Below are 24,912 nucleotides of genomic sequence, written 5' to 3'. Positions count from 1 at the left end.
TTTAAGCAGTGAACACGTATGTGCGCAAACGTTCAAGCGCCTCACGCAAACGGGCCTCAGGCAGCGCGACGTTCAAGCGAATCGTCGCCTCACCACCAAATGCGCGCCCGTCCTGCCACAACACGCCAACGCGTACTCCCGCACGCAGCAGATCCTCAATGCTTGTTTCATGCGTCGCGCACCACTGGGCGCAATCAAGGAACAACATGTAGGTTCCCTGAGGACGAGCAAAGGCAGCACCAGGGACACCTTCGAAGAACTCGCATGCCAGACGCATGTTCTCGCTCAACACCCCATTGAGCTCATCCACCCATGCCTCGCCTTCGCTTCCGTAGGCACCGATAAGGGCATGCATTGAAAGCACATTTTGATCGTTGTAGAAACTTGCACGCTCCACGCTGTCAATGCGATCGCGCAACCAGGGGTTATACACCACGCGATAGCTGCCAATCAACCCCGCAAGGCTGAACGTCTTGCTCGGCGCATACAGGGCGACCGTGCGCATACGAGCATCCTCGCTCACGCTTTGCGTAGGGATGTGTTTGTTGCCATTGAGCAGGATGTCCGACCAAATCTCATCCGAAATCACGTACACATCGTGCGCACGGAACAGCTCCATAGCGCGTTCGATCTCCCAACGCTCCCACACGCGTCCCGTCGGGTTATGCGGGGAACAGAAGATGGCGGCATGGATACGCCCCTCTTCAATTTTGCGCTCCATGTCCTCGAAGTCCATGCGCCACACGCCCTCAGCGTCCCGAACGAGGGGGCTCTGAACGATTTCGTATCCCGCCCCCTCAAGCACGTGCGTAAAGCCAATATAGGTAGGACTATGGACCAGAACCTTGTCTCCACGCGAGCAGAGCGCATCGAGGGCGCTCGCCGCCCCACCAAGCACACCGTTCTCGTAGCCGATATGCTCCGGTTTCAAGCCATTCACACCATTGCGATGTTGTTGCCATGAAATGATGCTCTCGTAGTACGCGCGTAAGTACTCAAAGTAGCCGAAACATGGGTGGTCAACGCGCTCGTGCAGCGCCCGAATCACCGAAGGCGCCGTAGCGAAGCTCATGTCCGCAATCCACATCGGGATAAAATCGAAACCCTCATCGACCTGCATGTCAGTCGGGCCAAGCGAGCCGCGCGCGATGGCCGAGGCCGCATCGTAGGCAATCGAATCCTTCCCCACGCGGTCGATAATGCTCGTGAAGTCAAACATGATATCCCTCCGTATCACACGTTCACTCGTATCCAGGCCACACTACACACGGGCAAAAATCATGCGCGGCCGATTGGTAAGATCGTTAACGACGCGCACGTCGTGCATACCTGCATTGCGGCAAAGCTCCGCCGCCGCATCAAGGTGCCCCTCGTAAAGCTCGCAAGCGAGCAATCCGCCCGGACGCAGCATGTGCGGAGCCGCATTAACGAGCCTGCGGAAAATATCAAGACCGTCAACGCCCCCGTCAAGAGCCAGACCCGGTTCAAACGCACTGACCTCGCGCGGAAGCGTCTTCATTACGCCGCTCGGAATATAAGGAGGATTGGACACCAAAACGTCGAACGTTCCCCATTCCGTCTCTCGGTCAAGCGGTGAAACCAGATTTCCCAGGCGAATATCAACGTCATCAGGCATCAAACCCAAAGCGTCTCGATTGCGTATGGACAAGTCCACCGCGCGAGGTTCAATATCGGTCGCCACGCACGTAACGCGGCCTTTTCGTTCATATGCAAGCGAGAGGGAAATGCACCCAGTGCCACATCCGACTTCCAGTACGCGCGCGGTACGCGGCTCTTCTTGCTCGCAATCCCCATCCGTATCTACTCGTGCATCAGAAGCGACACCCAATGATGAAGCCCCCCGGCCTCCGTGCTCGGTCGACGTGTCGCTTGCGACGACATCGCCTGGTACAGCATCAACGCCGCCCCTCTCTTCATCCACATCCAAAGCGGAAACATGTTCCGGCACACTGGCCTCTTCAGCGGCCTTCTTGGCCGCTGCGGCAAGCTCTGCTTGCCGCGCAGCTTCAACCTCCGCATTCCAGGGAAGCTCCTTGCGTTCGCGCACCGGCGCGGCATCACCCGCAAATACTTCCCGATCGAGGAAGGCAAGAACCTCCTCGACCAGCAATTCCGTTTCGGGACGCGGGATGAGCACGCCGGGCTCGCAAGCAACGGTTATCAAACGAAAATCCGTCTCGCCCGTGATGTATTGAAGCGGCTCCCCTTTTGCGCGACGCACTACAGCCGAATGCATGGATGCCAGCTCATCAGCGGCAAGCGGACGATCGAAGCTCATGTACAACTCGGTGCGCGAAAGCCCGGTCACTCCGGACAGCAGCCACTCCGCCGAAAGACGCGGTCGTTCATCACCCTTGTCGCGCAAGTAGTCGCGCGTCCAATCGAGACATCGTTTTATCGTCCACGTGTCGTTTGGCATTGCGTTCTCCGTCCCTCGTCGTGCTCGAGAGCGATTCTACGGCACCTGTTGCCGACGTTTTTCGAGAACGCTCAATTCGGTAATTTCTGGCCCAAATTCGTCGAAACACAGCATTTCAACGGCATTTTCTGACGCAAGTCTCACGCATCACTCAAATCATACCTACGACGTCTAACACACATCCAATCTTGTTCTATGCGACTTCCAACAGAGCGGTTAAGCGGTCCCGAGCGATGCAACAAAGCTGCGTGGCTTTTCTCGACAAGCTCAAAAAAGCCCTCCGCATGGGAGGGCCTTGTAAGCATTGGCTTTACTTCAAGTATTACACCGCCTCCGCCAGGCGCGCGGCGCGGTCAGCGGCAGCAAGCGCATCGATCACACCGGAGAGCTGGTCGGCAAGCAGAACGCCGTTGTACGTGGAGTTGTAGCCGATGCGGTGGTCGGTCACGCGGTCCTGCGGCTGGTTGTACGTGCGGATCTTCTCCGAACGGTTGCCATGGCCGATCTGCGCCGAACGCTCAGCGCCCAGCTCGGCCTGTTGCTTTTCGAGCTCCATCTCGTACAGACGGGCGCGCAGCATCTGCATGCAGACCTCGCGGTTCTGAATCTGCGAGCGTTGCTCCTGGGACTGGACAACCGTGTTCGTGGGCAGGTGGGTGATGCGCACCGCGGAATACGTGGTGTTGACGCACTGGCCGCCGGGACCGGACGCGCAGTACGTGTCGATGCGCAGGTCGGCCTGGTTGATCTGGATGTCGATCTCATCGGCCTCGGGCAGCACAGCGACGGTCGCGGTGGACGTCTGGATACGGCCCTGGCTCTCGGTCTTGGGAACGCGCTGCACGCGGTGCACGCCGCTCTCGTACTTCATGACGGAGTACACCTTGTCGCCCGTCACCTTGAACTCGATGGACTTGAAACCGCCCGCCTCGCTGGGGCTGGAATCGAGCACGTCGATCTTCCACTTCTTGCTCTCGCAGAAGCGCTGGTACATCTTGAACAGGTCCCCCGCGAAGATGGCCGCCTCGTCGCCGCCGGCGGCGGAACGGATCTCCATGATGGTGTCCTTCTCGTCCATGGGGTCACCCGGAATGAGCATGAACTTGATGTCTTCCTCAAGCTGCGGAAGCTTTTCCTCGTTCTCGGAGATGTCCATCTGGAGCATCTCCTTCTCGTCGGCGTCGGAGGTGTCGTGCAGCATCTCCTTGGCGGCCTCGATGTCGTCGAGCGCCGAGAGGTATTCGCGCGCCGCGTTCACGAGGTCGGTCTGATGCGCGTATTCCTTGTTGAGGCGCGTAAATTCTTTGATGTTGCTCGCCACGGAGGGGTCGGAGAGCTTCTTCTCAAGCTCCTCGTAGGCAATGATGATTTTCTCGAGTTTGTCACGCATGATAACGCTCCTTTATATATGTGCGAAAGATAAGTACGGTAAGGGTGCCGCGACGCCGTCCGTTTGCAGTCTGTTTTTTCGAAACCGCTGGCCAGGGGCGCTTTTCGATCGGGATGACAAAGCGCGAGCGGGCCAATGCAGGAGGCTGGCGCGTCGAGTGAGGCGACGGACCAGCTGCCACAGCGCAGCGCGGCAGAACGTAGCGGCACCGGACGTCTGCGCATGCAGGCGCCGGGCGCAAAATCATCGTAGCTAGAGCTTATCAAGCGTGATATGCATGGGATCCTCCCCGTTCTTGGCGTGGATATGATACCCAAAGCTGGGCACACGTGGCAACAACTCGGCAAACGTCCACATGCGCACGAGCGAATATGCCTCAGACACACCTTAACGACTTGACCGTTCAATCGACAAACGTCCACATACACTTGACAAGCGCGATATCAACTATGTCAGCAAATTGCCCGTCAATAAAAGTTGGGCTGTTTTTTAGCATTTGAGGGACTTTGCAGAGGCTCAGATACCGAAAAATAGCCCAACTTTCGCAGGAGTGTGGCGGCAAGGGCGACAACGAAGCATGGCAGCGAGCGCAACGACACAGCAAGCCACCGATATATCAGCACCATCTGCAAACCGACAGATTCCGATTGTTCTATGTAGCATCACCTGAACATTGTCGAGATTCTGTTGAGAAAGAACGCCCATGCGGGAGACGGCGCATTGCCATACGTCGGCATGTTCGACAGATGCGGGACGCAGGTAAGGTTCCCGTTAGAAATATCGGCCCAACTGTTGGTTTGTTATCAGATTGAGCGGCCTACTATCCCCTTCATCAGCAACCGCAAACAAGCGTCACGTTGGGCGCTCAAATCATACGGGACGTTCACGCCCCGTCACAGCCACCACGCTCAACATCAAACGCTGCGGAAGGGGTATCGTGAAGAAATCGCTAGACGATGAACTCATCATCTTGTTCGAGCAAGCGGAAAGCAACCATATGTGTCTTGTTCCGCCCACCCAGCGACTTCGAGATGCGCTTAACCGAAGAATGAATTCGTATATGACGAACCTTCCGATCGTTCGACCATATTCGGGAATCTACGCCAGAAGAGACAAATGGGACGCGCTCGACCCAACACAGCAAACGATACATGCCGCGCGGGCGCTTTACACCAAACATCCCACCTGGGTCTTCGCCGATGTCACGGCCGCAACCATCCGCGGCTGGAACGTATCGTATGCATTACTCGAAGAAATACACCTTGGCTCAACCTATCACCGCCGAGCTAACGCTGTCGTGAGCCGAACTTCCAAACAGGTTGAACACGAGTTAGTGGATGGACTTCCCGTAACATCGGCGGAGCAAACACTCTTCGACTGCCTGCGTACGAGGGACCTACGCTTGTCACTGCCCGTTGTCGATTCTGCACTTCGGCAGCTCAATCTGTCCGCCAAAGAAGCTGTTACTTGGCTTGAGCAGTATGAACCGATTAAGGGGCGAGCGTATTTCAAACGAGTTCTCGATACGGTGAAGCTCGCTGACCCGCGAAGTGAGAGCGGCGGGGAGTCCGTTGCTCGGGCGACCATGATTGCGCTCGGCTTTGCCATGCCAGAGCTCCAAGTTGAGTACCGCGATCCTATTGAGCCCGGCCGCATCATGCGCGCCGACTTCAAATGGGAACTCCCCGACGGGACTGTCATACTCGGCGAGCTCGATGGACGTCAAAAGTACGTAGACCCTGCGATGACCAAAGGAAAGAGCAGCGTCGATGTTCTTAGACAGGAGCGAATCCGAGAATCACGCCTCAGCCTCACGGGCGCTCGAATTGTACGGTTTTCGTTTGATGACGTATGCGATGAGTATTACTTTGCGCATTTGCTCGAAAGCTATGGGGTTCCACACGCTTCCTATTCGCGTCATATCAGGCTGCTGTGCGACCTCAACAGCCTTCGGGGCGCTGGAACATATGATGAACTTCCACCGTTAGAGTGTTATGCCGACCTCACGGTTGCGTATGATGGCTATCGATGGTGGTAAATGCGCTCTCAAGAAGGCGCGTGGAAGAACGCGGCGGCGCATACGGTATCGCCTGGTGGCAAATGCACCCAAACAATATGAACGCTGTCATTGCGTCCCGCAGATTGAGCTGCCTACAGTTTTCCGAGTAGTTGTCCGGTGCGCAGAGACCGTCGTTGTACCCCGCAAGGTTGGGCTGTTTTTAGGCAATTGAACCTCTTTTTCGAGGGCTAAACACCGAAAAATAGCCCAATCTTGCGGGCCGCACTACCTTTGTGGGTCCGCGCTGCCTTTGCAAACCCGCACTACCCTTTCGGACCGGTATTCAATTCGCTGTTCCCGTTCGACGCATTTACGCACCAATTTAGGCACCAATCATGACAATGCATCGGCTAGGCGCTGCGCACATAACCAGCCAAACGCTATCACATGCAAAAACGCGCCTTTAACCGCTCGACCGCTTCATGGGAAGGTGCTTGGTAGCCACCTGGATATACCTCTTCGTAGGTGACGAGGCGAATGCCGTTCGACTCAAGCCATGCGGCGACACGAGGGTCAGTAAGCGTCTGAAGGTCGCGGCACCTGGGCAGCGTGAGGGAAGTGTTGTCCAACAGCGTCTGATCGATGTAGCCAGGATGCGCATGTACAACGGCGATATCGTAAGGGCATTCCAGCACTCCGAATGCGTCGCGCTCCCAATCTTGTACGGTAGATCCGCGCGAGGTGATTTGGACGCGCTCCGTGTCTCCACCAAAGGGCATACATTCCGCACACGTTCTCATAATCTCCGGGCAAATTCGTGGACAGCTCTCGCAATGGATCTCCAGTGCTTTCGCAACGTCTTGCAACGCCTCCGCCACGGGCTTGACCACAACACTGTGGCAATCGATATGAGAAGGATACTCGCCCGTCAAATCGTGAAAACGCGCTATCTGCGCCAGAAGTTCCCGAGCGATATCCTCGCTTTGGGGATACACATCCCCCTTGCACTTCGCATTTTCCGGATTATCACTCTTCCATGCCGAGCTGCGATAAAAGCAACCATCCTCATCAACCAAAGAAGGTATGCTCTCCGGATCGCTCACGGGGCGGCCTAGCACGACATTGAAATGAAGCGCAAGAGGTGCATCTGGAGCGTTCTTGTTGCGCAGCTCCACGGCGTGCAATGATGCGGGCAGGTTCACCATGAGCGCCAAAACGCTCACCGACCCCTCGCTCCACGCACGTAGCGCGCCGATGTTAAACGCCTCGGACATGCCAAAATCATCACCGGATATGACAAGCTCTTTACTCATGGCATCAATCCAGTCCCACGACTCAAACTACCCAAATAACCACATGAAACAAATAGTCGCATGAAAAGACGACCTGCACTCAAAACGGGCGCGATAACCAGACATGCCAGTTACCGCGCCCAGCGCCTCAAAGGTCAGTTTTAGAAAATGCCAAGGAAGGCACCGATAAGTGCAACCGCGACGATGCCCAAGATGATCTGCATCGGACGTGCACCCTTCTTGATGAGCCACATGCAAAGCAGCACGATGGCAAGGCTCAAAATCCCGGGATAAATTCCGTCGAGAAGATCAGCGACTGCAACAGCGGTATCACCCGAGCCGAGGGTCCAGGCAATGGGAACCGAGACCGTAGTCGCCGCCATGGCGCCGACCATAGTCAGACCCAGAATAGAGGCGGCCTTGGTCGCAATCTGCATCAAGCCGCTCTCAAACACGGTGTCGATCGCCGAAGCACCGAGCGTATAGCCAAGACGGAGCAAAATATACTTCAGCACACTCTGGCTCACGCCATAGATGAAAATGAACAGCAACACGCCCAGCGGATTGCCCTGAGCGCAGAGCCCCATGGCGATGCCGGCGCCGATAACGCGCAGGCAGTTAAAGAACAGCGAATCGAACATGCCTGCGGTCGGTCCCATCAACGACACCTTCATGGCGTCGATGGTCTGAGCGGGTAGTTCGCCCGCCTTGTGATCGCGCTCGAAGGCGTACGTCATACCGGCGATAAAGTTGAAGGCAACCGCATGAGTGTTGAAGAACGCCTGATTGCGGATATACGCGTCGCGCTTCCCCTCGGGGTCGTCGTGATAAATCTCCTCGATGGCAGGCGCCATGGTGAGGGTAAAGCCGTTTGCCTCCATCTTGGTCATGTTAAAGCCAAGGAATACGCAGTGCGACAGCCAGAACATCTTATTCAACGTCGCATTTTCAGTTGTTGTAAGGGCGCGCTTGCCCTGTTTCGTCTCTTCCATCGCTACCTCCCTATGCAAAGAAGTCTTCATCGGAGTTTGCAGGTACCGCCATCTGGGGCGCACCTTCGGAGCTGCCACCCACGCGCTTCGCATCGATGATGTCCTTCTCGATGAAGAAGTAGAACAGCGCGATAGCGGCACCGATGACCGCGACCGCGATACTCGGAAGTGCGAGCGACTTGGTGAGCACGAAACCGACGAAGAAGAATACCGCGATGCTAGGAGACCAAATCATGGACAGAAGGATGCCAAATCCAACTGCAGTCATCATCGAACCAGCAGCGGCAATGCCGGACATAACCCATGCAGGGCAGGAGTCAAGCGCCGCCTGGAGCACGTCGACGCCAGCGCCCACACCAATGCCCACGATGGAGGCGACCGGCAAGGTGGTCACGCCGAGAATCAGGAGGTTCATGACGAAGAACTTCACCGGACGGCACTCCGCCGCCAGCTTCTCATAGTACGGAGCGAGGGAACCGCGCAGAACGCGGACCAGGCTGTTCACAGCGCCCATCACGGTACCGATTGCCATGGCAAGGGCAAGACCCGCCTCAATAGCGCTCTGGCCGCCGCCCGTCATAATCGCATAGGCAACCGCCACGACCGATCCCGAAATGGCATCGGATGGAATCGAACCGCCGATTGCAGAGATCCCCATGAAAATCGCCTCAAGCGACGCGCCCATGATCACGCCGGTGAAAGGGTCACCGAGAACCAAACCGATAAGCGGAGCCACCACGATGGGGCGCGTGATGCAATCCCATGACATGAAGGCGTTGTCGATAAAATAGACCGCGAAGTAGACCAAACCGCACAGAAAACCTGCTGTTGCTGCTGACATACCTCTCTCCCTCCTTTTTTCGTTATAAGGCACCGCCCGTTGCAATGCCCTTTAACACCCTTGTGTCAAGTTCCAAGCCGAACGATCAGAACCCCAAAACGCCCTTCAAATCACGGGGAGTATCGTCCGGAATCGTCTGCAAGACACAGGGAATACCCAACTGGACAACCTCGTGCAAAATACCCGCCTCCTCTTCGTCGGCGTAGAGATTCGCAGCGTAGGCTTTACGATCGCGACCGTTGCGCTTGGGAGCCACACGGCCGTAATTGCCGATATTGAGTTTTGGGATTCCCGGAATCTCACGCGCGATACGAAGCAGCGCCTCGGGCGTGGATACAACAAGTAAGATCTTCAACTGCTCCGAACGCGGGTCGTTGCAAAGCGCGATCGCGCGCTCGAGTGGAACGATTGCCACTTTGACCGTAGCAGGTGCCGCCATCATGAGCGATTTCTGCATAATCTCGCTGCTGGCTGCCTGGTCGTCCGCCACAATGATGCGATCCACGTTGAGCAGTCGGCTCCATTTGATGGCAACCTGGCCATGGATCAGACGCTCATCCAAACGTGCGAGCACAATCATGTTCTACCTCCTTAAAAGAAATCATCCGGATCGTTTGCAGGAACAGGTCCAGGCGCGTTCACCTTGACTTCCCGCAACGCTTCGCGTGCCTGTAAGACAATGTCCTCGAGCTGCCCTTCGGACAAATCGGTATGCGCCATGACCTCGATGAGAAACGCGAGGTTGACGCCTGCCACCAAACGCGTGCGCGGGCGATCGAGATACCCCGCCATGACCGTATTCACGCTTCCGCCGTATAGATCGCTAAGAAGAAGGACGTCATCCTCTGGAGAGACCTCGGAGAAAAATGAATCGAGATCCTCTTGGAGCGTCGCTTCCTCACCCTCGACATACGCATCATGAACGCGCAGTCGATCCTCTGAAGCCGAAAAGAGTGCCAAAGCGCTTTGCATTCCCGAAGCGAGATGCGCATGGGAAGATAGAAACACCTTGAGCATTGCCACCTCCTTTTTCAGGATTTTTTCGACACGCTCACTCTATCTTCTTGATTTGAAGATCTCCATCATTTCTTCTTCAATTAATTGATGAAGAATTTAGCAACCTTTGCCCGAAATACCCAGCGATCTGCGCAAAATCTGTAAGCATGAACCTGCGGGATCGTCGTCAAACGATTTTGGAACTCCCATGCGCAGGTAGTAGGCAAGCCGTTCGGCAGACTTTAGATGCCGTTCACCCAGGGAACCGGATACCGCAAGATACACGATGTCCCGCACTCCGACGGAGGAAGCCCCGGCAAAATGAGCGACCTCCACGCGCTCATTCGCCACGTCATCAACGAAGTCTACGAGCACGCTGACTTCAGATGCAGATGCATACGGCTCGAAGCTTTGCTCCAACAACGCTTCACGTCGAGATACCGCGACGCCGATTCTGCGCAGGAACACATCGAGCGATGCCGGGCCGCGCATGCGCCTCACGTTGATTCGGTTGGGGTCGAACAGCGTCCCCTCCACCCGATACGCCCTCACAAGCAAATCATCGTGGATTGCGGCGAACCCTGAACGCCACTCGACGAACTTGGCATGCGCAGCTGGATATGAGTAGCTGTAGCTGACCTTTTGGGAGTCGATGATCGCGGCGTCGTATGAGTTCTCGTCCAAACCGCGCATCTCATAGAGCTCGAAGGGAGCAACCGACTCGATAAGATCTGGGAACATCTGCATGAGCATCTCGCCCTTACATCGGGCGAATTCCGTCCCCGTGCCATCGCTGACCAGCAGCCGCAGGGGGCGAACTTCGTAGCTCACCATAAAGAGCCGACGCGCAACTATCGCCGCGAGCACATATACCGTTGAACGAGAAACGTGGCAGGTAAGGCACTCCTCGATGACAAGAGCAATGCGTGATGCCGCGGCCATGCACAGAGGACTCGTCTGAATGGTCCTCTCGTTCTCGTGGTCAAAGCACTCATGTCCGTCAAGACCGTAGCGAATCGCAACGCATATGGGAAGCAGGGCCTGTGCAAGAAGCTCTTGGTCTTGCGTCGACGAGAACAGATTGATTCCCAAACTACGTGCCGATTCCCTTGCCACCTTTCGAGCCGCCTGCTCGGCTTCCTTTTGCAGCCTCGGTGAGCATCGATTGCCATCGGCATTCAGGTCGATGGTGAGCGACTCAATCATGTACAGCGCCAGTAACGCGCACTCCCCATCGTCTAAATTGAAATCGTCGAAACGCTCGGCGAGGCGATCGAGCACGCGACGTGCACAATCAAACTGGGGAGTTTGGCGCAGCTCCTCTTCCCATGTTGCGTTGAGCTTTACGTTGTGCCCAGCTCGCGCCCGATTGCGCGAGATGATAAGCAACATCGACAACCGCTGAGTCCTGCTATCCCGCGGGCTCCATCCGCTCTCACGTTGAATTTCCAGATACAGATGACGAATGTCCTGACGCTCCTGCCAGCCGCACGCGATGATACTCGCATAACCGGCACCCAAATCCTTGGGGCGCGCCTTGTGGAAATGGGCCAAAAACAGCTCGGTCATGGCAAAGCGCAGGCGATATTCCTCGCCCCTCACCGTAACTCCGAGCTTGGGCACGGAAACGATTTCCAAGTGGTAGCTCTTAAGAAAGCGATATGCGAGCCGCAGGGGTTCTCTCAACGCCGAACGCGACACGCTCAACTCGTCCGAAATCGCATCGAGCCGAACACCCTCAGGAGAAGCAATCAACCTGCGCGCAATGTAGATGAAGCGAGCTGTTTCGTCATAACTCGCGACCTCGATTTGCATGGCGAGGATATCCAGATTGGACCGGAACTCCGAAAAGAGTGCCTCGTCAGTTACGGAAATCGCATAACCCCAATTGCGCCGTGAAACCAGCCGAGCACCATGGCGCAACAACTCATCTGCCACACGTCCCATCTCGCCAATTACCGTTCGCCCCGAAACATTGAGGTTCGCAGCGATTTCAGCCGAAGTCAGAGGGCCGTGCGCATTGATGAGCTGTAACAGGATTTGCTGGGTGCGGTCGACCAACGTCATCTCCAATCATGACAACCACCCGACGGCAAACGCACATGCCCTGTACCCGCCAGCTAGTACCCCATCGCCTGGAGGGCGAACATGACCACCGTGAGCACCGTGATGAGAACGATGGTGGCCCAGGTGAGAACGTTCCACAGGCGGCTGTTCTTGAACTTGCCCATGATGTGCTTGTCGCCGGCGATGAACACCAGAAACACCAGCAGGATCGGCAGCAAAACACCATTGATGACCTGTGCGCTCATCATGATTTGGAACAGATCGACACCCGGCATGATAACCAGCAACGCGGAAGCGACGATGACCACCGTGATAATGCCGCGATACACCGGCGCCTCACTCCACGTGCGGTCGGCGCCGCGCTCCCAGCCAAACGCCTCGCAAATCGCGCTCGACGTCACGCCCGGCAGCACGCACGCTGCCAAGAAGCTCGCGGCAACCAAGCCCGCGGCGAACAGGATGGTTGCGAACTCACCGGCGATCGGCTCGAGCGCGCTCGCAGCGTCGGCTGCGTCGGCGACGGCGATCCCCGCCGGATGCAGCACCGCGCCGGTCGTGATGATGATGAACCACGCGATAGCACACGCGATAACCGATCCGGTCGTGGTATCGATACGCTGCAAGATGATGTCATCCTCGTCGGCGTTCTTGTCGACCACGTTGTTCTGCGCGAGGAAGATCATCCACGGCGCGATGGTGGTGCCGATGGTCGCAACCAGCAAAGACACATAGCTCGGATCGGCGATGAACTGCGGCGTGACCGTGGAGAGCGCAACCTCTCCCCAATCGGGGCCGGCGAGGAACGCCGCGACCACGTAGGTCACAAACACGCAGCTCACGAGCAGCAAAACCTTCTCGATACGACGGAAGCTCCCCGACATGGTGAGCATCCAGATGAGTAAGCCCATCAGCGGGACCGATACCGTCTTGGGGATTCCGAACAGCGCCAAACCGCTCGCGATACCCGCAAATTCCGAAATCGTCACTGCGGTGTTCGCGATGAGCAGCGACACCATGGCCAGCGCGGCTTTGCGCACGCCGAACTTCTCGCGGATGAGCGATGCGAAGCCCTTACCCGTCACGCAACCGCAGCGCGCGGCGGTCTCCTGCACCACGATGAGCAGCAGCGCCATGACGGGAAGCATCCACAGTGTGGCATAGCCAAAGCTTGCGCCCGCGCTCGAATACGTGGCGATACCGCCCGCGTCGTTGCCCGAAAGCGCCGCCAGCAAACCCGGGCCCATGGCGCCGAGCACCGCGGCGACGGTCAGCTTTTTCTTGGTCTCGTCTTGCACGGCACCCTCCCCTACAGCAGTGGCATGGAACCGAGCACCGTATACGCGAGGGCGGAAAGCAGCACGGCGGTAAACGTGAGCGACGTACCCGAGATGTTCTGGTCGCGATCATCGCTGCGGAACAAAATGGCGAGGTAGATCACAGCGCTCGCATAGGTCGCGATAATCACCACGGCTGCCGCCTTGAAACACGCGAGGAACGTCGTCCCCACCCAAGTCTGGGCGCCGGCAAACAGCGTGGTAACGATGAGTTCGCCGCACAGGTATACCACGAGCGCCAAAAGCGCACCGACAAGTGTCATTTTAAGGAAGAAGCCCAGGTACGGCTTTGCCTCGTCATCATGGTCGTCGTACTCGAGGAAGCTGCTCTTCACAAACGATGTCATGTGCATGGAGGCCAGCAGGACGAGCGGCATGATGGAAATGGGCATGAGGGCGCTCAGGGCAAGCGGGGTCAAATACGCGGAAACGGACTCTCCGCTAGTCAGGGCATTCGCGTCAAAGGTTTCAACCGAGGGCACTGCAATCGCCGCGATGGCACAAGCCGCAACGGCCCACACCACGATCCAGAACTGGCGTTGCGCGAACCACGCCAGGGCATGAGTCGACTCGCCTGTATTGTTCTCACCTGCGGAAACACCGGCGATCTGCAAATCCTCGGCGTGCTCCTCGGCAATGACGTCAAGCGCGTCGTCGACAGTAACGATACCCAGGATGTGACGGTTCTCGTCGCAAACGGGAATGGCAACGAGGTCGTACTTGGTCATCTCGTCCGCAACCTCTTCCTGGTCGAGGTCGGGAGCGACCCACACCACGTCGCGATATGCGAGGTCGCTCAAGCGGGCCTCGTGGTCGGCAACCACCAAGGTGCGCATAGACAGCACGCCTGTGAGCGCGCCCTCCGCGTCCGTGGTGTACACGTAGTAGATGCTCTCAAAGTCATCGTCGAGCTTGCGCAGCGCGTCGATCGTGTCGTTGACCGTGGCCGTGGCAGGCAGCGCCACGAACTGGTTGGTCATGATGCGGCCGGCGGTATCCTCCTCGTATCCGAGCAGGTTACGAATGGCCTTCTCCTCCTTGACGCCCATAAGACGCAGCAGCTTCTCCGCCTTCTCGTAGTCGAGCTCTTCGATGAGCGCGGCGGCGTCGTCGGGGTCCATCTTGGCGAGCATGCTCGAAGCATCACGGTCGGACAGGCCTTCGAGCATCTCGGTCATGAGCTCGTCGTCGTCGAATTCGGCAATGGCCTCGGCGGCCTGCTCGGTGTCGAGCTGGGCGAACACCTGGCTGCGGAGACGCGGATCGAGCTGCTCGATGATGTCGGCGATGTCGGCAGGGTGCAGCTCGGAGAGCGTCTTGTGCGACACCGAAAGTTTAATCTGTTTGGTGCTGCGCTCGAGCAGGTCCATGTACGACCAGGCGATGATGTCCTCAGACAGCGGCTTGCCGACCATCTTGCAAATCTTCGCCACCGCGTGCTCGAGCCACGGATGCATGGCGCGCAGCAAACCGCGGGCACCCACCTCGGCGCCGAGCAGGCGCACCTGGTTATCACCGCTCACGGACAGCTTGATGTCGTTAACGCGCACGACCTTCATGCCCTGCGTGTCCACGATCTGCTTATTCATGATGTCGCGCGCCAGCAACACCTCGTCGGGCTGCAGGTACGAGAAGCGAATATCGGTGGCGGGGCACTTGAGGTACACGCCCTCGTCGTCAAAATGCCCAACGTACTTGCGCCAGGAAATCATGAAGGGGGTTTTACCCGGGCCCTGGAACGCCAGCGCCGTCACACGGGGGAAGACCTCGCCCGTGGCAATACCCAGGTCGTTTACGATGCCGATCTTCTCGCCGTCGGAATCGACAACGGGAAGCCTGAGCATTTCAGAAAAGTAATTCATAGTGCTCCTTCGCTGTGCAGACACACCCCGGCAGGTGCTCTGCGCGCGGGCATTACGCCGCTACGGAAGGGCACGTGCAGGGGTCATCGACTGTGAGGTCGGGGTTTCGCTTTCAATTCAGGCCTTTCTCGTGACCCACTACTTCTGACGCTGCGCCCGACGGGCACAACCGCATCGCCATGCCCGATGGACACAGCTAGACCAACTATAACATCCTTCGATTGAAAATACGGAATCGTTTTTGTATTACTCGTCGTACTCATCGGACGGCAGGACATATCGCGCTCCCGCACTCCTCCGCAGCGCGAATCGCAGCTACCCTACTCCCCCGCAGCGTCATCGCTTGAGGAGAGCTTTGGCAGCGTTGCGCCCTTGGGCATAGTCGCCTTGTTGATTCCGATAACGTCCGCAAGGTCCTCGTCAGTTGCGATGAGCTCTGAAAGCGTCACGAACTTATAGCCCTCCGCCTGGAGTTGCTCGATGATCTGCGGAAGCGCCTCGATAGTCTGATCGGCAGTGGCATCGTTGTCGGTAAGCAGCACGATGCTGCCGTTCCCCGCAGAGCCAACCACCGTGTCGACAACCGTCTGCGCACCCTGGAGCAACCAGTCGCCCGAGTCGACGTTCCACGTAACGACTGCGCTGACCAAATCCATCGCGTCGGCCCAATTCTGCTCCGAAAACTCGCCATACGGCGGGCGCAGCAACGACACCGAAGCACCCGTCGCCTGCTTTACCGCATCAAAACCGCTGGTAAGCTGGCTGCGCAAATCGCTGGCTGAGAGCTCGGTGAGCATCGTGTCGCTATAGGCGTTCGTCCCGAGCTCATTGCCCGAGTCCACAATCGCCTGCACGACGGAAGTATTGTCCGCAACCTTATCGCCCGACACGAAAAACGTCGCCTTCGCTCCCTTTTCCTCTAAAATCGCCAGGATGTCCTTAGTGCGCGAACTGGGACACTCATCAAAGGTCAGGGCAATGTACTTGTTCTCCTTGTCGCTCGGAGAAATCGACGTGCACGAGACCACGCAGTCCACCGGCTCCTTGACCATGCCCTTATCCACCGTCTTGCCGGTCTGCTCGCCCGTCCACACTTCCGTGCGACCCGCCTCGCCCCACGTCTCGACAAAGCGCACCGGGCCCGAACCCTTCACCACGAGCTCCGGCTGGATCTCGGTGGCTTGGACCTCGTGTTTCTCGTATACGTCCTCGCCGTCGGTGATCTCGAGCTCCTCGCCACCCTTAAGCTCCGTCGAGTCGAGCTTCGAGTTCTTGATCTTCTTGCCGTTGAGCTTGACGGTACACGCCGTGCCACCGCCCTTCTCCAACACGGAATCGTCCACCGCAAGCAAATGGCCCGGTTTGAGGTCCAGTTCCTTGTCCTCAATCAGGCGGTCGATAGTGGAATTGATGCGCACAGATGTGGTCTCACCGTTGAGCGTAATCTCCACACTGCGATTGGCGTACCACAAGATGCTGGCAAAGAAGAGCAGCAACGCACAGCCCACGATGATGAGCGCGTATACGCGGCGCGGATCGTTGCGCGAATTCATCCCGCGACGCGAGCGACGGCGGCCGCCGAATCCCTGCGAACGCTTGAGGTACATGTTTCCCTTGCGTTGCTGCTGACGGCGCCTGCCATTGGGAAGCTGGCTTCCCACACTCTTGCGATAGCGGGGTTTTTGATATTGAGGTTTAGGACGTCTGTTGTTTGGCCTGTTGGAGTAGGAGTTGGTGTAGTTAGGCAATGTGTCTCCTATCCTTCCCTACGTTTTGCTCTTACGCGTTTTCGCGCCGGACGATTTTCCCGAAGCGCTGGACGGATTTCCCGCCGAACCCGACGCCTTCTTATACTCACTCACAAAGGAGCCGAACATTCCCTTGGTCTTGCCGAGTTGCTTTCCCAAAGCGCGGCTTCCCTTGTCAAGCGCCTTGGAACCATGCTCGTCAAGGGCGCGTGCACCCTTCTTTACCTGTACTTTTGCCTTCGCAGTGGCTTCAGATGCCTTGGCGGCGGCTTTCACGCTCACCTCGGCGGCCTTGGCGGCGGCACCACCCGAAAAGTCCAGCTCGAGCACCTCGTCCGAAACGATCATCGCGCCTTCGCGGTACCCGCGTAAGTACGACACGGGTATCTCGCGATGGCCCACCAGCGCGTTCGACGCGCCACTCTCGACCAGAACAAAATGCTCGACGTCGCCCGTCTTCCCGTTGAACTGCGCATCCGAGCAGTATCCGACATTCTTGCCCGAGGCAGTCACGACATCCATGCCCGTCCAAATCAGGCAGGTGTCCAAATCAATGCCCAAACGCTTGGCAGCCTGAGTATCAAATGCAGTTTTGGGGTCTTTGACCACCAGATAGTCGCCCGAAACCCCGATTGCGTCACGTGCCACAAACCAATCAGGCTGCTTGATCATGCCGGCGATATCGGGCAGGCGCAGCATAAAACCCACTACCCGCGTTCCATCACTTGAGAACACGGGGTAGTGGAGCTTTCCGATTTTCTTTGGGTTCCGGGGCGTTCCATCCTTCTTGACCCGCTTATCTTCAGCAGGAAGCTGGTAGAGCTTGAGCCCCAAAAAACTACTTGAAAGCATGACGCGTGTAAAATCCTAGGCAAACGAGTGCTTAGGCTTCGTCAGCAGCGTTAGCGGCGTCGGCATCCACTTCGGGGTCAGCGGCCTCGACGACCACGTCGGCGGCAGGCGTAACCGTACCTGCGGCAACAGCGTCGTTCAGCTGCTCGCGAAGCTGATCCATGCGCTCACGGGCCAGGTCGACCTTGGCGCGCAGCTCGTCAGTAGCGGCATCCATCGTGGGACCGAAGTCGTCCATGGCGTTACGAGCCTGGTCAACACCCTGCTCATACATGTCAACGGCGGAATCCCAAGCGTCGTTTGCCATGTCCGCGGCCATCGCGCGGCTCTCAGAGCCGGGACGAGGGGCGAACATAACGCCCAAAACAACGCCGGCTGCAGCGCCAACCGCTGCACCTGCCGCAAAACTCAAACCCTTGCCCATGTCTTTCTCCTTCATCGAGACGAACGGCCACACGGCCGTTCAATGTTCAACCATTATACCCACGTACGCCACAAGTGCATGCACGCAGCAATAGCGCTTATTAACGTTCCCCTACAGGTTGTCCTCTGCAGCAGCGCCGCCGTACACAACCGCGCCGGCGTCCTCACGCGCAACCGCAGTCGCGCCCTCGGTGTCGATCACGGCACCCGCGGTATCGTCGTCCTCTTGCTCGGGCTCAACGGCGTCATCTGCGCCGCGCAGGTTCTTGATCAGCGCGGTCAGCGCCGCAACCGTACCCGGGAAGTCGGGCGGCGTCTGATTTGCATGCAAAAACGCCCAGTTCATCATGAACGTGGCAGAAGATAGGGCGCCGATGGCAAGCGCGTCGTCAGGACAGGAAATCTCGACGTCAAACAGGCGCTCATCGCCCATCACGTTGCGCGTACGGCCCGAGGAAATCGCGCCCGCAAGGCCCGTCTCGTTCATGATCTCGACCGTGAGATGCTCGAGCAAGTGTGCGAGCTCGGTGTTGCCCATGCAATCCTGGAATCGCGAACCGGCGTCGCCCAGGCACATATGGTCGGCAATGGCGGGTGCAAGATAGTACACGCGCGCCGTCGCCTCAACATCCTGCGAGGTGAAGAGCGGCATACCCGGATTTACGAGCACGCGGGCGGTGAGCTTCTTGGGCCCCACCGTGACCTTAAGAACATTGAACAAGTCGGCCATGGCCCTTCCTTTCTTACACGTCGGCGCGATCGGAGTCGGCGGCAGCATACCCCTTACCCCGCGCGGATGCATCGGCGGCAACCCCGTCGACCACGCCATCGCCATCAACAGATTGTTCCTCCAGAGGAGCGGTTACTCGAATAAGCGAGATACGCTGGCCGCGCATGGACTGCACCTTAAACTTGTACCCCTCCGCCTCAAAAACCTCACCGATATCGGGCAGGGAATCACAAAGGTCCAAAATCCAACCGGCAATGGTCTCGTACTCGTCGCTTTCCTCGATGGGCCAGCCGAGCTCCTCGGCGTCGTCACAGGGGAAGCGGCCGTCTACCAGCCATTCGCGCTTGGAAAGTCGCGTGAGGTACTTGTTGTCGGGGTCGAACTCGTCCTCGATCTCGCCCACGATCTCCTCGACGATGTCCTCAATGGTGAGGATGCCCGCCGTGCCGCCGTACTCATCCACAACCACCACGATTTGCTCGTGAGCGGTCTGCATTTCGGAGAGCAACGGAAGGATGTCCTTTGTATCGGGGATGAAGGTCGGGTCGCGCACGTAGTCACCCACGGGACGGTCGATCTCGCCGGCCATAGCGGGGCCGATCAGGTCCTTGATGTGCGCGATGCCCACCACGCCGTCCATATCCTCGTGGTACACCGGCATGCGCGAGTAACCGGTCTCCTGCATCTGGGCGATGACCTCGCCAATGGTCTCGGAATCCTCCACCATCGTGACGTCCACGCGCGGGATCATGACCTCGCGGGCAGAAGCATCTCCCAGGTCAAAGACCTCATGGATGATGCGCTTTTCTTCGTCGAGCAGCGTTTCCTGCTCGTTGATCATGTACTTGATCTCTTCTTCCGACATATTCTGGCGGTCGTCGGCGCTCTTGATGCGCAGCAGCTTGGCCACGCCGTTGGCAGAAGCCTGCGTGAGCCACACAAGCGGGCGAGCCACTTTTTGGAACATCGTGAGCGGCTGTGCCACGCGCTTGGCCATACTCTCGGCGTCGGCAAGGGCAATGCGCTTGGGCACGAGCTCGCCTACGACGATGGAAAGATAGGACACCACGAGGGTGATGAGCACGGGGGCCAGGCCGTACGCAATTGCGGAGAGCGGCGCGATACCAAAACTCGTCAGCCATTGGGCGAGCGGGTCGGAGAGATTGGTCGAGGCGACTGCCGAGGAGGCAAAGCCCACGAGCGTGATGGCGACCTGGATGGTGGCCAGGAAGTTGCCCGAGTCAGCGGAGAGCTCGGCGGCGCGGGCGGCGCGGCGGTCGCCCTCCTCTGCCTCATGGTCGAGCACGGCGCGCTTGGCCGTGGTGAGCGCCATCTCCGACATAGAGAAATACCCGTTGATAAGGGTGAGGATAAGCGTAGTGATGATACTGATCGTAATGTCCATGGGGACGGTTTCGAACCTCCTGATACGAAACGACACAAGGTTGAGCCTGCTTGCGAGGGTCTTTCCCTGGGCAGGCAGATGCGTGAAAACGCGCGTTAAATCACGAAGAGGACCACCGCCAAGAACTCAAGCACGCTACCGGCAAGCACCCACACGTGGAAGATGCTGTGCATGTAGCGGATTTTCTTAAGCACGTAGAAGATGGTGCCCACGGAATAGCACAACCCGGATGCAACGAGCAGGGCGAGCGCGACGGGATGCAGCAACGCCACGAGCTGCGGCAGGCGGAACACCACGAGCCAACCCATGGCAAGGTAGAGCGCCGCGGTGAGCCAGCGCGGCTGGCGTTCGCGCATGATCACCTCGAACACGATGCCCGCAACTGCGCAAACCCACACAGCGATGCACAGCGGAATGCCGCCGTCCTGTCCAAGCGTGATGAGACAAAACGGCGTATAGCTTCCGGCGATGAGCACGTAGATGCCGCAGTGGTCGATGATACGGAATACGCGCTTGGCGCCTTGGGGCTGAATGGCGTGATAGAGCGTTGAAGCGAGATATTCGAGAATGAGCGTAATGCCGAACACCAGGGCGCTTGCGAGAGACGCAGGGTGGTTGCCCGTCATGACGGCCTTGACGACCATGATGACGAGTGCCGCGATGGAAAGCGCTGCACCGATGCCGTGTGTAATGGAGTTGACGATTTCCTCGCCCACCGTATACAGGGGAAGCGCATGCTGCTTGACCTTAGCAGCGGCGTCACGCGCGGTTGAACCGGCAGCCTGAGCGATGCGCTGCGCCCGCGCTGCGGCATCGGCACGCGCTATGGGAACAGGGGCAGCCGCGATGTTCGGTCGCGGCGTGGAACTGTCACTCGAATCGGGCATTTGCTTGGTTCGTCCTCCAAAAGATTTGCAATGTCCAAAACTATAGCAGAACCCGGGCCTCCCTGCAGGTTTTGGGAGGTCCGGGTCGCTGTTCATCTACAAACTATTCGATTGCAACTAGCTGTCGAAAATCCTACGCTGCACGCCGAGAGCGCGCCACGGCAAATCCGACGGAGGCAAACGCAACCGCGAACAGCAGCACGATGCCGATATCGAGCGCAACCGCGCTCAAAAGCTCGGGCGTAACCTGAGACGCGCCCAGCAGCATCTGGATCGCATCGCCCATCCAATACGTGGGGGTAAAGCGTGCAACAGCCTGGACGCTCTCATCGAGCAGCGAAAGAGAAACCCACGCACCGCCCAAAAACGACATGACCATACCGCCGATATTTGCCACGGAGTTGAGCCCCTCCTCACGTAGACCCAGCTGGGACAGGAGGTACGCAATCGAAAACGGCGTGAGCGCGAAAGCGAACAGCGCGAGCAAGGAGAGCACAACCTGCACGGGGGCATCCGCAAGCATGGGCCACGCACCGCTTGCCGTGAGACCAACCAAAGCAACCCACACGCACACGAGCAGCGTGAGCAGCGCACACCCCGCCAGCGCCTGGGCGCCCTGGCTCCACGTGCTCACCGGCGACGCGAGCTGACGGCGGCGAACCTCGGGCTCGGCAAGCGCGGCGAACACCACGCCGGCGACAACCACAACGGACGATGTAATCGAATACGAGCTAAAGCGCAGGTAAAACTCCAGTTTGCTCGCAGGGGTCTCCCCGCTCTGCGTCTGAACGAGCTCGATGCTCGCCGTATGGGACGCATCCTCCTCGACCGCACTGAGCACATCCTGCTCCGATGCGTCTGCGTCAAGCGTTGCCTCAGCGGCAACCAGCGACGCCCATCGCTCGGCACGCAGGGCCGCCAACACACTCGCCTGGATGTCATCACCAAAGGCAACGTCGAGTGCGGGCAGCTCGTCGTTCGCATGCGCCGCGTCCATGAGCTCCCGGCCAAACCCCTCCGGAATAATCAACACGGCATCAACCTGCGACGTTGCCAGGGCATCCTGCAATGCGAACGACTCGTCCTCTACATCGACAAGCTCGTCCGTTGCTTGCATGTAATCGCGCAACGCACGCGACAGCTTGGAATCATCTCGGTCGATAAGCGCGATTTGAGACTGATAGGACTCCACGCCGTCCTCTGGCGCAGCGGCATCCCCGCCCAACGTTGTCCCAATCATGAACACGCCCATGGCGGAGAGAAACACCACGTAGATTGACAGGTAAAACGGGTGCCTCCGGGCGATAAGCAAGGCATATTTACAGATGCTCATAGCTCTGCCTCCTAAAGAACACGGCGGACGCGGCAAACGCCACCGCCGCAAGAGCGATGCACATCAGCGCGCGCAGGGCAAACGGTTCGAACGCATCGTAGTAGTAGATGCTGTAGAACACGTCGCGGATGAGCGAAACCGGGTTGATCCACATGGCGGCGGGACATGCCTGCGCAATCGAGTCGGCAAGCTCCATGGTTGGCTGCCCGTACAGACCGGCAAAAACCGCAAGCAGGCAGGTCAGCATGGTCAAGATGCCCGAACGCGCATCCGCTCCGCCCTTGATGGGCAGCGCTCCAATTAACGCCCCCAGACAGGTGGAGAACAGCGAGGCAGCCGTGATGCCGAGCAGGCATATCGGCTCGCGTCCGGCAAAATCGATATTGCCCGTCGTGCAGATATACAGCAATGCGATGCCCAAAAACGCGGTCGACACCAACCAGCACGCGGCAAGGGTGGACAGGAGCAAGCGCACGCGACTCGTCCCCGAGATGCTGCGGCGGGCGCCGAGGTCGGACGTGGTGGGCTGCAAACGGCACACCATACCCTCGGCAACCTGGGCAGCAAACATCGATGCCATGCCCAGCAGGGCGTAGTAATACCGCACGGTCTGGTCGGGCTGAGAGTGCGTGAGCGAGATTTCGTTCACCTCGACGTTTTGCGTAAGCGCCTGCTCAATGGCCTCGGGATCGGTGAACAGCAGTGGATTCTCGGCCGCGATACGATCGATCAACGCGCGGTTTTGCAGATAGCTCGAGGCGACGACCTCGATGATGGAGCGGTTGACCTCGTAGGTCGCGTTATCGCCCGCGGTGTGCACGCTCGAGTTCTCCGGGGCGAGCAGCAGGTGCGGATCGCCCGCCTCATCCGCCATGTACACGCCGTCAACCGCACCGGACAGCAAAAGCTCGCGCGCAGCGTCTTCGGTCTTTGCGGTCTGAACGTCGAACAGCGGCTCGTCGCCCTCTACCAGCTCGTCTATGACCTCGGAAAACGGCGAGTCGTCCCACGCGCCGTCGTCAACCACGGCAACCGGCACGGGATCGATGGAATCCTTGGCGCGCAGCGATTCGAACATGAAGTTGAACACCGTAGCAAGCACAATGGGAAACAGCAGCGTCCATATGACGACACTCGGCGTGCGAAGCGCCGTTTTAACGGTTATCTTGAAGGTAGTCCACATGGCAGCCCCTTAATCGCGCAGCTCGCGACCGGTGATCTCAAGGAACACATCGTTGAGCGTGGGCGGCGCGCACGTGATGCGGCCCAAACGGGCGTTGGCCGCGCGCAGGGCGGCGATCACGTCGGTGAGGTTGTGCTCGCTCGGCTCGCACGTGACGCTGAGCAGGTCTCCCTCGACATCGACCGCGAGAACGTGCGGCAAGGCGCGCAGGCGCTCGAGGTCGCGATCGGGCAGCTCCGCTTCGAGCTCGACCACGATACGCTCACCCATCTTGATGCTGCGTTTGAGCTCGTCGCACGTGCCCTGGACGAGTGAGACGCCATGGTCCATGATCATCACACGGTCGCAAATCTGCTCGATTTCCTCCATGTAATGGCTGGTATACACCACTGTTGCGCCTTCGTCGCGCAGGCGCGTGATGCCGGAGAGGATGGCGTTGCGGCTCTGCGGGTCGACCGCCACCGTGGGTTCGTCGAAGAAGATGAGCTCCGGCTTGTGCGCAATGCCGCAGGCGATGTTCAAGCGGCGCAGCAGGCCGCCCGACAGCTTTTTGGGGCGGAAGCGCGCGAACTCCTCGAGCCCCACGAACTCGATGGCCTCGTCCACCAGCATGCGACGGCGAGCGCGGTCGCTCACGTACAGCGAGCAGAAGTAGTCGATGTTCTCGCGCACCGTAAGCTCGTTAAACACCGCCACCTGCTGGGGCACCACGCCGATGCGGCGCTTGAGGTCGTAGCGCGTGGGCGACATGGGCTCGCCGAACAGCGAGATTGAGCCGCGATCGTAGGTAAGCAGCGAGAGAATGCAGTTGATCGTCGTGGTTTTGCCCGAGCCGTTGGGGCCGAGCAGGCCGAAGATCTCGCCTTGCGGAATGTTGAGGTTGAAGTGGTCGAGCGCGAGCAAGTCGTCATAGCGCTTAACAAGCCCGGTAACCGATACGATGTCCATAGCCTCTCCTTGTCTGATGCGGGCGCGCGGGGATGCTCACCCAAGCGCAAGTGATGCGTCGGGGCTTTCGTTCGCCCACACATGAGCCTGCGCATGGCCCCATCTTGCGCGTTGCCCCACGCGCGCGCCAGTGACAAATGTCACGAATTGCAAAACCGCAGGTATTTGGTGGGTTTACGTGGAAATCGGT

The 24,912-nt window shown here is 58.5% G+C and carries 22 protein-coding genes; 1 reads left to right on the top strand and 21 read right to left on the bottom strand.

Going from position 1 to position 24,912, the window contains the following annotated elements:
* Position 1: 1 nt before the first annotated feature.
* The 4 genes from C1711_RS06100 to C1711_RS07930 form a co-directional block, all read right to left on the bottom strand.
* Positions 2 to 1,219, bottom strand: a complete 1,218-nt coding sequence (locus C1711_RS06100; RefSeq protein WP_199824854.1) for a MalY/PatB family protein — start codon at positions 1,217 to 1,219, stop codon at positions 2 to 4.
* Positions 1,220 to 1,261: 42 nt separating this feature from the next.
* Positions 1,262 to 2,440 (bottom strand): N5-glutamine methyltransferase family protein, encoded by a 1,179-nt coding sequence (locus tag C1711_RS06095; RefSeq protein ID WP_102338245.1) that lies wholly within the window; start codon positions 2,438 to 2,440, stop codon positions 1,262 to 1,264.
* 322 nt (positions 2,441 to 2,762) lie between these two features.
* Complete coding sequence (gene prfA / locus C1711_RS06090; RefSeq protein ID WP_102338244.1) at positions 2,763 to 3,830, bottom strand: peptide chain release factor 1; 1,068 nt, start codon at positions 3,828 to 3,830, stop codon at positions 2,763 to 2,765.
* A 252-nt stretch (positions 3,831 to 4,082) separates the two neighbouring features.
* Positions 4,083 to 4,214: a hypothetical protein gene (locus C1711_RS07930; RefSeq protein ID WP_267892301.1), complete on the bottom strand. Its 132-nt coding sequence runs from the start codon at positions 4,212 to 4,214 to the stop codon at positions 4,083 to 4,085.
* A 553-nt stretch (positions 4,215 to 4,767) separates the two neighbouring features.
* Between C1711_RS07930 and C1711_RS06085 the strand changes: the two genes are divergently transcribed.
* A complete protein-coding gene (locus tag C1711_RS06085) occupies positions 4,768 to 5,868 on the top strand; it encodes a hypothetical protein (protein WP_102338243.1) in 1,101 nt (366 codons plus the stop codon).
* Between the two features lie 404 nt (positions 5,869 to 6,272).
* Here the strand turns inward: C1711_RS06085 and C1711_RS06080 are convergent, their stop codons facing one another.
* From C1711_RS06080 to C1711_RS06000, 17 genes are all read right to left on the bottom strand, one after another.
* Entirely contained in the window at positions 6,273 to 7,142 is an 870-nt protein-coding gene (locus C1711_RS06080; RefSeq protein ID WP_102338242.1) for a ChbG/HpnK family deacetylase, read from the bottom strand.
* Between the two features lie 140 nt (positions 7,143 to 7,282).
* Complete coding sequence (locus C1711_RS06075) at positions 7,283 to 8,113, bottom strand: PTS system mannose/fructose/sorbose family transporter subunit IID (RefSeq protein WP_102338241.1); 831 nt, start codon at positions 8,111 to 8,113, stop codon at positions 7,283 to 7,285.
* A gap of 10 nt (positions 8,114 to 8,123) precedes the next feature.
* A complete protein-coding gene (locus C1711_RS06070) occupies positions 8,124 to 8,954 on the bottom strand; it encodes a PTS sugar transporter subunit IIC (RefSeq protein WP_102338240.1) in 831 nt (276 codons plus the stop codon).
* An 85-nt stretch (positions 8,955 to 9,039) separates the two neighbouring features.
* Positions 9,040 to 9,534 (bottom strand): PTS system mannose/fructose/N-acetylgalactosamine-transporter subunit IIB, encoded by a 495-nt coding sequence (locus tag C1711_RS06065; protein ID WP_102338239.1) that lies wholly within the window; start codon positions 9,532 to 9,534, stop codon positions 9,040 to 9,042.
* 11 nt (positions 9,535 to 9,545) lie between these two features.
* The gene (locus C1711_RS06060; protein WP_102338238.1) at positions 9,546 to 9,971 is read right to left on the bottom strand and encodes a PTS sugar transporter subunit IIA domain-containing protein; all 426 of its coding nucleotides are present in this window, start codon (positions 9,969 to 9,971) and stop codon (positions 9,546 to 9,548) included.
* A 96-nt stretch (positions 9,972 to 10,067) separates the two neighbouring features.
* Positions 10,068 to 12,017, bottom strand: coding sequence for a BglG family transcription antiterminator (locus C1711_RS06055; protein WP_102338237.1), 1,950 nt, complete (start codon positions 12,015 to 12,017; stop codon positions 10,068 to 10,070).
* A gap of 53 nt (positions 12,018 to 12,070) precedes the next feature.
* Positions 12,071 to 13,312 carry an Nramp family divalent metal transporter gene (locus tag C1711_RS06050; protein WP_199824853.1) on the bottom strand — a complete coding sequence of 414 codons (1,242 nt, stop codon included), beginning with the start codon at positions 13,310 to 13,312 and terminating at the stop codon, positions 12,071 to 12,073.
* 11 nt (positions 13,313 to 13,323) lie between these two features.
* Positions 13,324 to 15,213, bottom strand: a complete 1,890-nt coding sequence (locus tag C1711_RS06045) for a magnesium transporter MgtE N-terminal domain-containing protein (protein ID WP_102338236.1) — start codon at positions 15,211 to 15,213, stop codon at positions 13,324 to 13,326.
* A gap of 320 nt (positions 15,214 to 15,533) precedes the next feature.
* Positions 15,534 to 16,961 (bottom strand): polysaccharide deacetylase family protein, encoded by a 1,428-nt coding sequence (locus C1711_RS06040; RefSeq protein WP_234346303.1) that lies wholly within the window; start codon positions 16,959 to 16,961, stop codon positions 15,534 to 15,536.
* A gap of 18 nt (positions 16,962 to 16,979) precedes the next feature.
* Positions 16,980 to 17,813 carry a hypothetical protein gene (locus C1711_RS06035; protein ID WP_102338234.1) on the bottom strand — a complete coding sequence of 278 codons (834 nt, stop codon included), beginning with the start codon at positions 17,811 to 17,813 and terminating at the stop codon, positions 16,980 to 16,982.
* Positions 17,814 to 17,844: 31 nt separating this feature from the next.
* Positions 17,845 to 18,237, bottom strand: a complete 393-nt coding sequence (locus C1711_RS06030) for a YtxH domain-containing protein (RefSeq protein WP_102338233.1) — start codon at positions 18,235 to 18,237, stop codon at positions 17,845 to 17,847.
* Positions 18,238 to 18,348: 111 nt separating this feature from the next.
* Positions 18,349 to 18,966 (bottom strand): hypothetical protein, encoded by a 618-nt coding sequence (locus C1711_RS06025; RefSeq protein ID WP_102338232.1) that lies wholly within the window; start codon positions 18,964 to 18,966, stop codon positions 18,349 to 18,351.
* 13 nt (positions 18,967 to 18,979) lie between these two features.
* On the bottom strand, positions 18,980 to 20,371 hold the full coding sequence (locus tag C1711_RS06020; RefSeq protein WP_102338231.1) for a hemolysin family protein: 1,392 nt from the start codon (positions 20,369 to 20,371) through the stop codon (positions 18,980 to 18,982).
* A gap of 95 nt (positions 20,372 to 20,466) precedes the next feature.
* Positions 20,467 to 21,258 carry a PAQR family membrane homeostasis protein TrhA gene (gene trhA, locus C1711_RS06015; protein WP_199824852.1) on the bottom strand — a complete coding sequence of 264 codons (792 nt, stop codon included), beginning with the start codon at positions 21,256 to 21,258 and terminating at the stop codon, positions 20,467 to 20,469.
* 133 nt (positions 21,259 to 21,391) lie between these two features.
* Positions 21,392 to 22,591: an ABC transporter permease gene (locus C1711_RS06010; RefSeq protein ID WP_102338230.1), complete on the bottom strand. Its 1,200-nt coding sequence runs from the start codon at positions 22,589 to 22,591 to the stop codon at positions 21,392 to 21,394.
* Positions 22,578 to 23,774 carry an ABC transporter permease gene (locus C1711_RS06005; RefSeq protein ID WP_102338229.1) on the bottom strand — a complete coding sequence of 399 codons (1,197 nt, stop codon included), beginning with the start codon at positions 23,772 to 23,774 and terminating at the stop codon, positions 22,578 to 22,580. Before C1711_RS06005 ends, C1711_RS06010 begins: the two co-directional genes overlap by 14 nt.
* A 9-nt stretch (positions 23,775 to 23,783) precedes the next feature.
* Positions 23,784 to 24,722: an ABC transporter ATP-binding protein gene (locus C1711_RS06000; protein ID WP_102338228.1), complete on the bottom strand. Its 939-nt coding sequence runs from the start codon at positions 24,720 to 24,722 to the stop codon at positions 23,784 to 23,786.
* Positions 24,723 to 24,912 lie beyond the last annotated feature (190 nt).

It is taken from the genome of Collinsella provencensis (assembly GCF_900199705.1).
In the GTDB taxonomy this organism is placed as follows: domain Bacteria; phylum Actinomycetota; class Coriobacteriia; order Coriobacteriales; family Coriobacteriaceae; genus Collinsella; species Collinsella provencensis.
This window is presented reverse-complemented; position numbering and strand designations above follow the sequence as displayed.

Bases quoted from the DNA above. Each gene is read 5' to 3' on its own strand.
- C1711_RS06030 (WP_102338233.1), bottom strand. From the start codon at position 18,237: ATGGGCAAGGGTTTGAGTTTTGCGGCAGGTGCAGCGGTTGGCGCTGCA.
- trhA (WP_199824852.1), bottom strand. From the start codon at position 21,258: ATGCCCGATTCGAGTGACAGTTCCACGCCGCGACCGAACATCGCGGCT.
- C1711_RS06045 (WP_102338236.1), bottom strand. From the start codon at position 15,213: ATGAATTACTTTTCTGAAATGCTCAGGCTTCCCGTTGTCGATTCCGAC.
- C1711_RS06075 (WP_102338241.1), bottom strand. From the start codon at position 8,113: ATGGAAGAGACGAAACAGGGCAAGCGCGCCCTTACAACAACTGAAAAT.
- prfA (WP_102338244.1), bottom strand. From the start codon at position 3,830: ATGCGTGACAAACTCGAGAAAATCATCATTGCCTACGAGGAGCTTGAG.
- C1711_RS06060 (WP_102338238.1), bottom strand. From the start codon at position 9,971: ATGCTCAAGGTGTTTCTATCTTCCCATGCGCATCTCGCTTCGGGAATG.
- C1711_RS06020 (WP_102338231.1), bottom strand. From the start codon at position 20,371: ATGGACATTACGATCAGTATCATCACTACGCTTATCCTCACCCTTATC.
- C1711_RS06010 (WP_102338230.1), bottom strand. From the start codon at position 22,591: ATGAGCATCTGTAAATATGCCTTGCTTATCGCCCGGAGGCACCCGTTT.
- C1711_RS06095 (WP_102338245.1), bottom strand. From the start codon at position 2,440: ATGCCAAACGACACGTGGACGATAAAACGATGTCTCGATTGGACGCGC.
- C1711_RS06035 (WP_102338234.1), bottom strand. From the start codon at position 17,813: ATGCTTTCAAGTAGTTTTTTGGGGCTCAAGCTCTACCAGCTTCCTGCT.
- C1711_RS06000 (WP_102338228.1), bottom strand. From the start codon at position 24,722: ATGGACATCGTATCGGTTACCGGGCTTGTTAAGCGCTATGACGACTTG.
- C1711_RS06070 (WP_102338240.1), bottom strand. From the start codon at position 8,954: ATGTCAGCAGCAACAGCAGGTTTTCTGTGCGGTTTGGTCTACTTCGCG.
- C1711_RS06055 (WP_102338237.1), bottom strand. From the start codon at position 12,017: ATGACGTTGGTCGACCGCACCCAGCAAATCCTGTTACAGCTCATCAAT.
- C1711_RS06005 (WP_102338229.1), bottom strand. From the start codon at position 23,774: ATGTGGACTACCTTCAAGATAACCGTTAAAACGGCGCTTCGCACGCCG.
- C1711_RS06025 (WP_102338232.1), bottom strand. From the start codon at position 18,966: ATGGCCGACTTGTTCAATGTTCTTAAGGTCACGGTGGGGCCCAAGAAG.
- C1711_RS06080 (WP_102338242.1), bottom strand. From the start codon at position 7,142: ATGAGTAAAGAGCTTGTCATATCCGGTGATGATTTTGGCATGTCCGAG.
- C1711_RS06065 (WP_102338239.1), bottom strand. From the start codon at position 9,534: ATGATTGTGCTCGCACGTTTGGATGAGCGTCTGATCCATGGCCAGGTT.
- C1711_RS06100 (WP_199824854.1), bottom strand. From the start codon at position 1,219: ATGTTTGACTTCACGAGCATTATCGACCGCGTGGGGAAGGATTCGATT.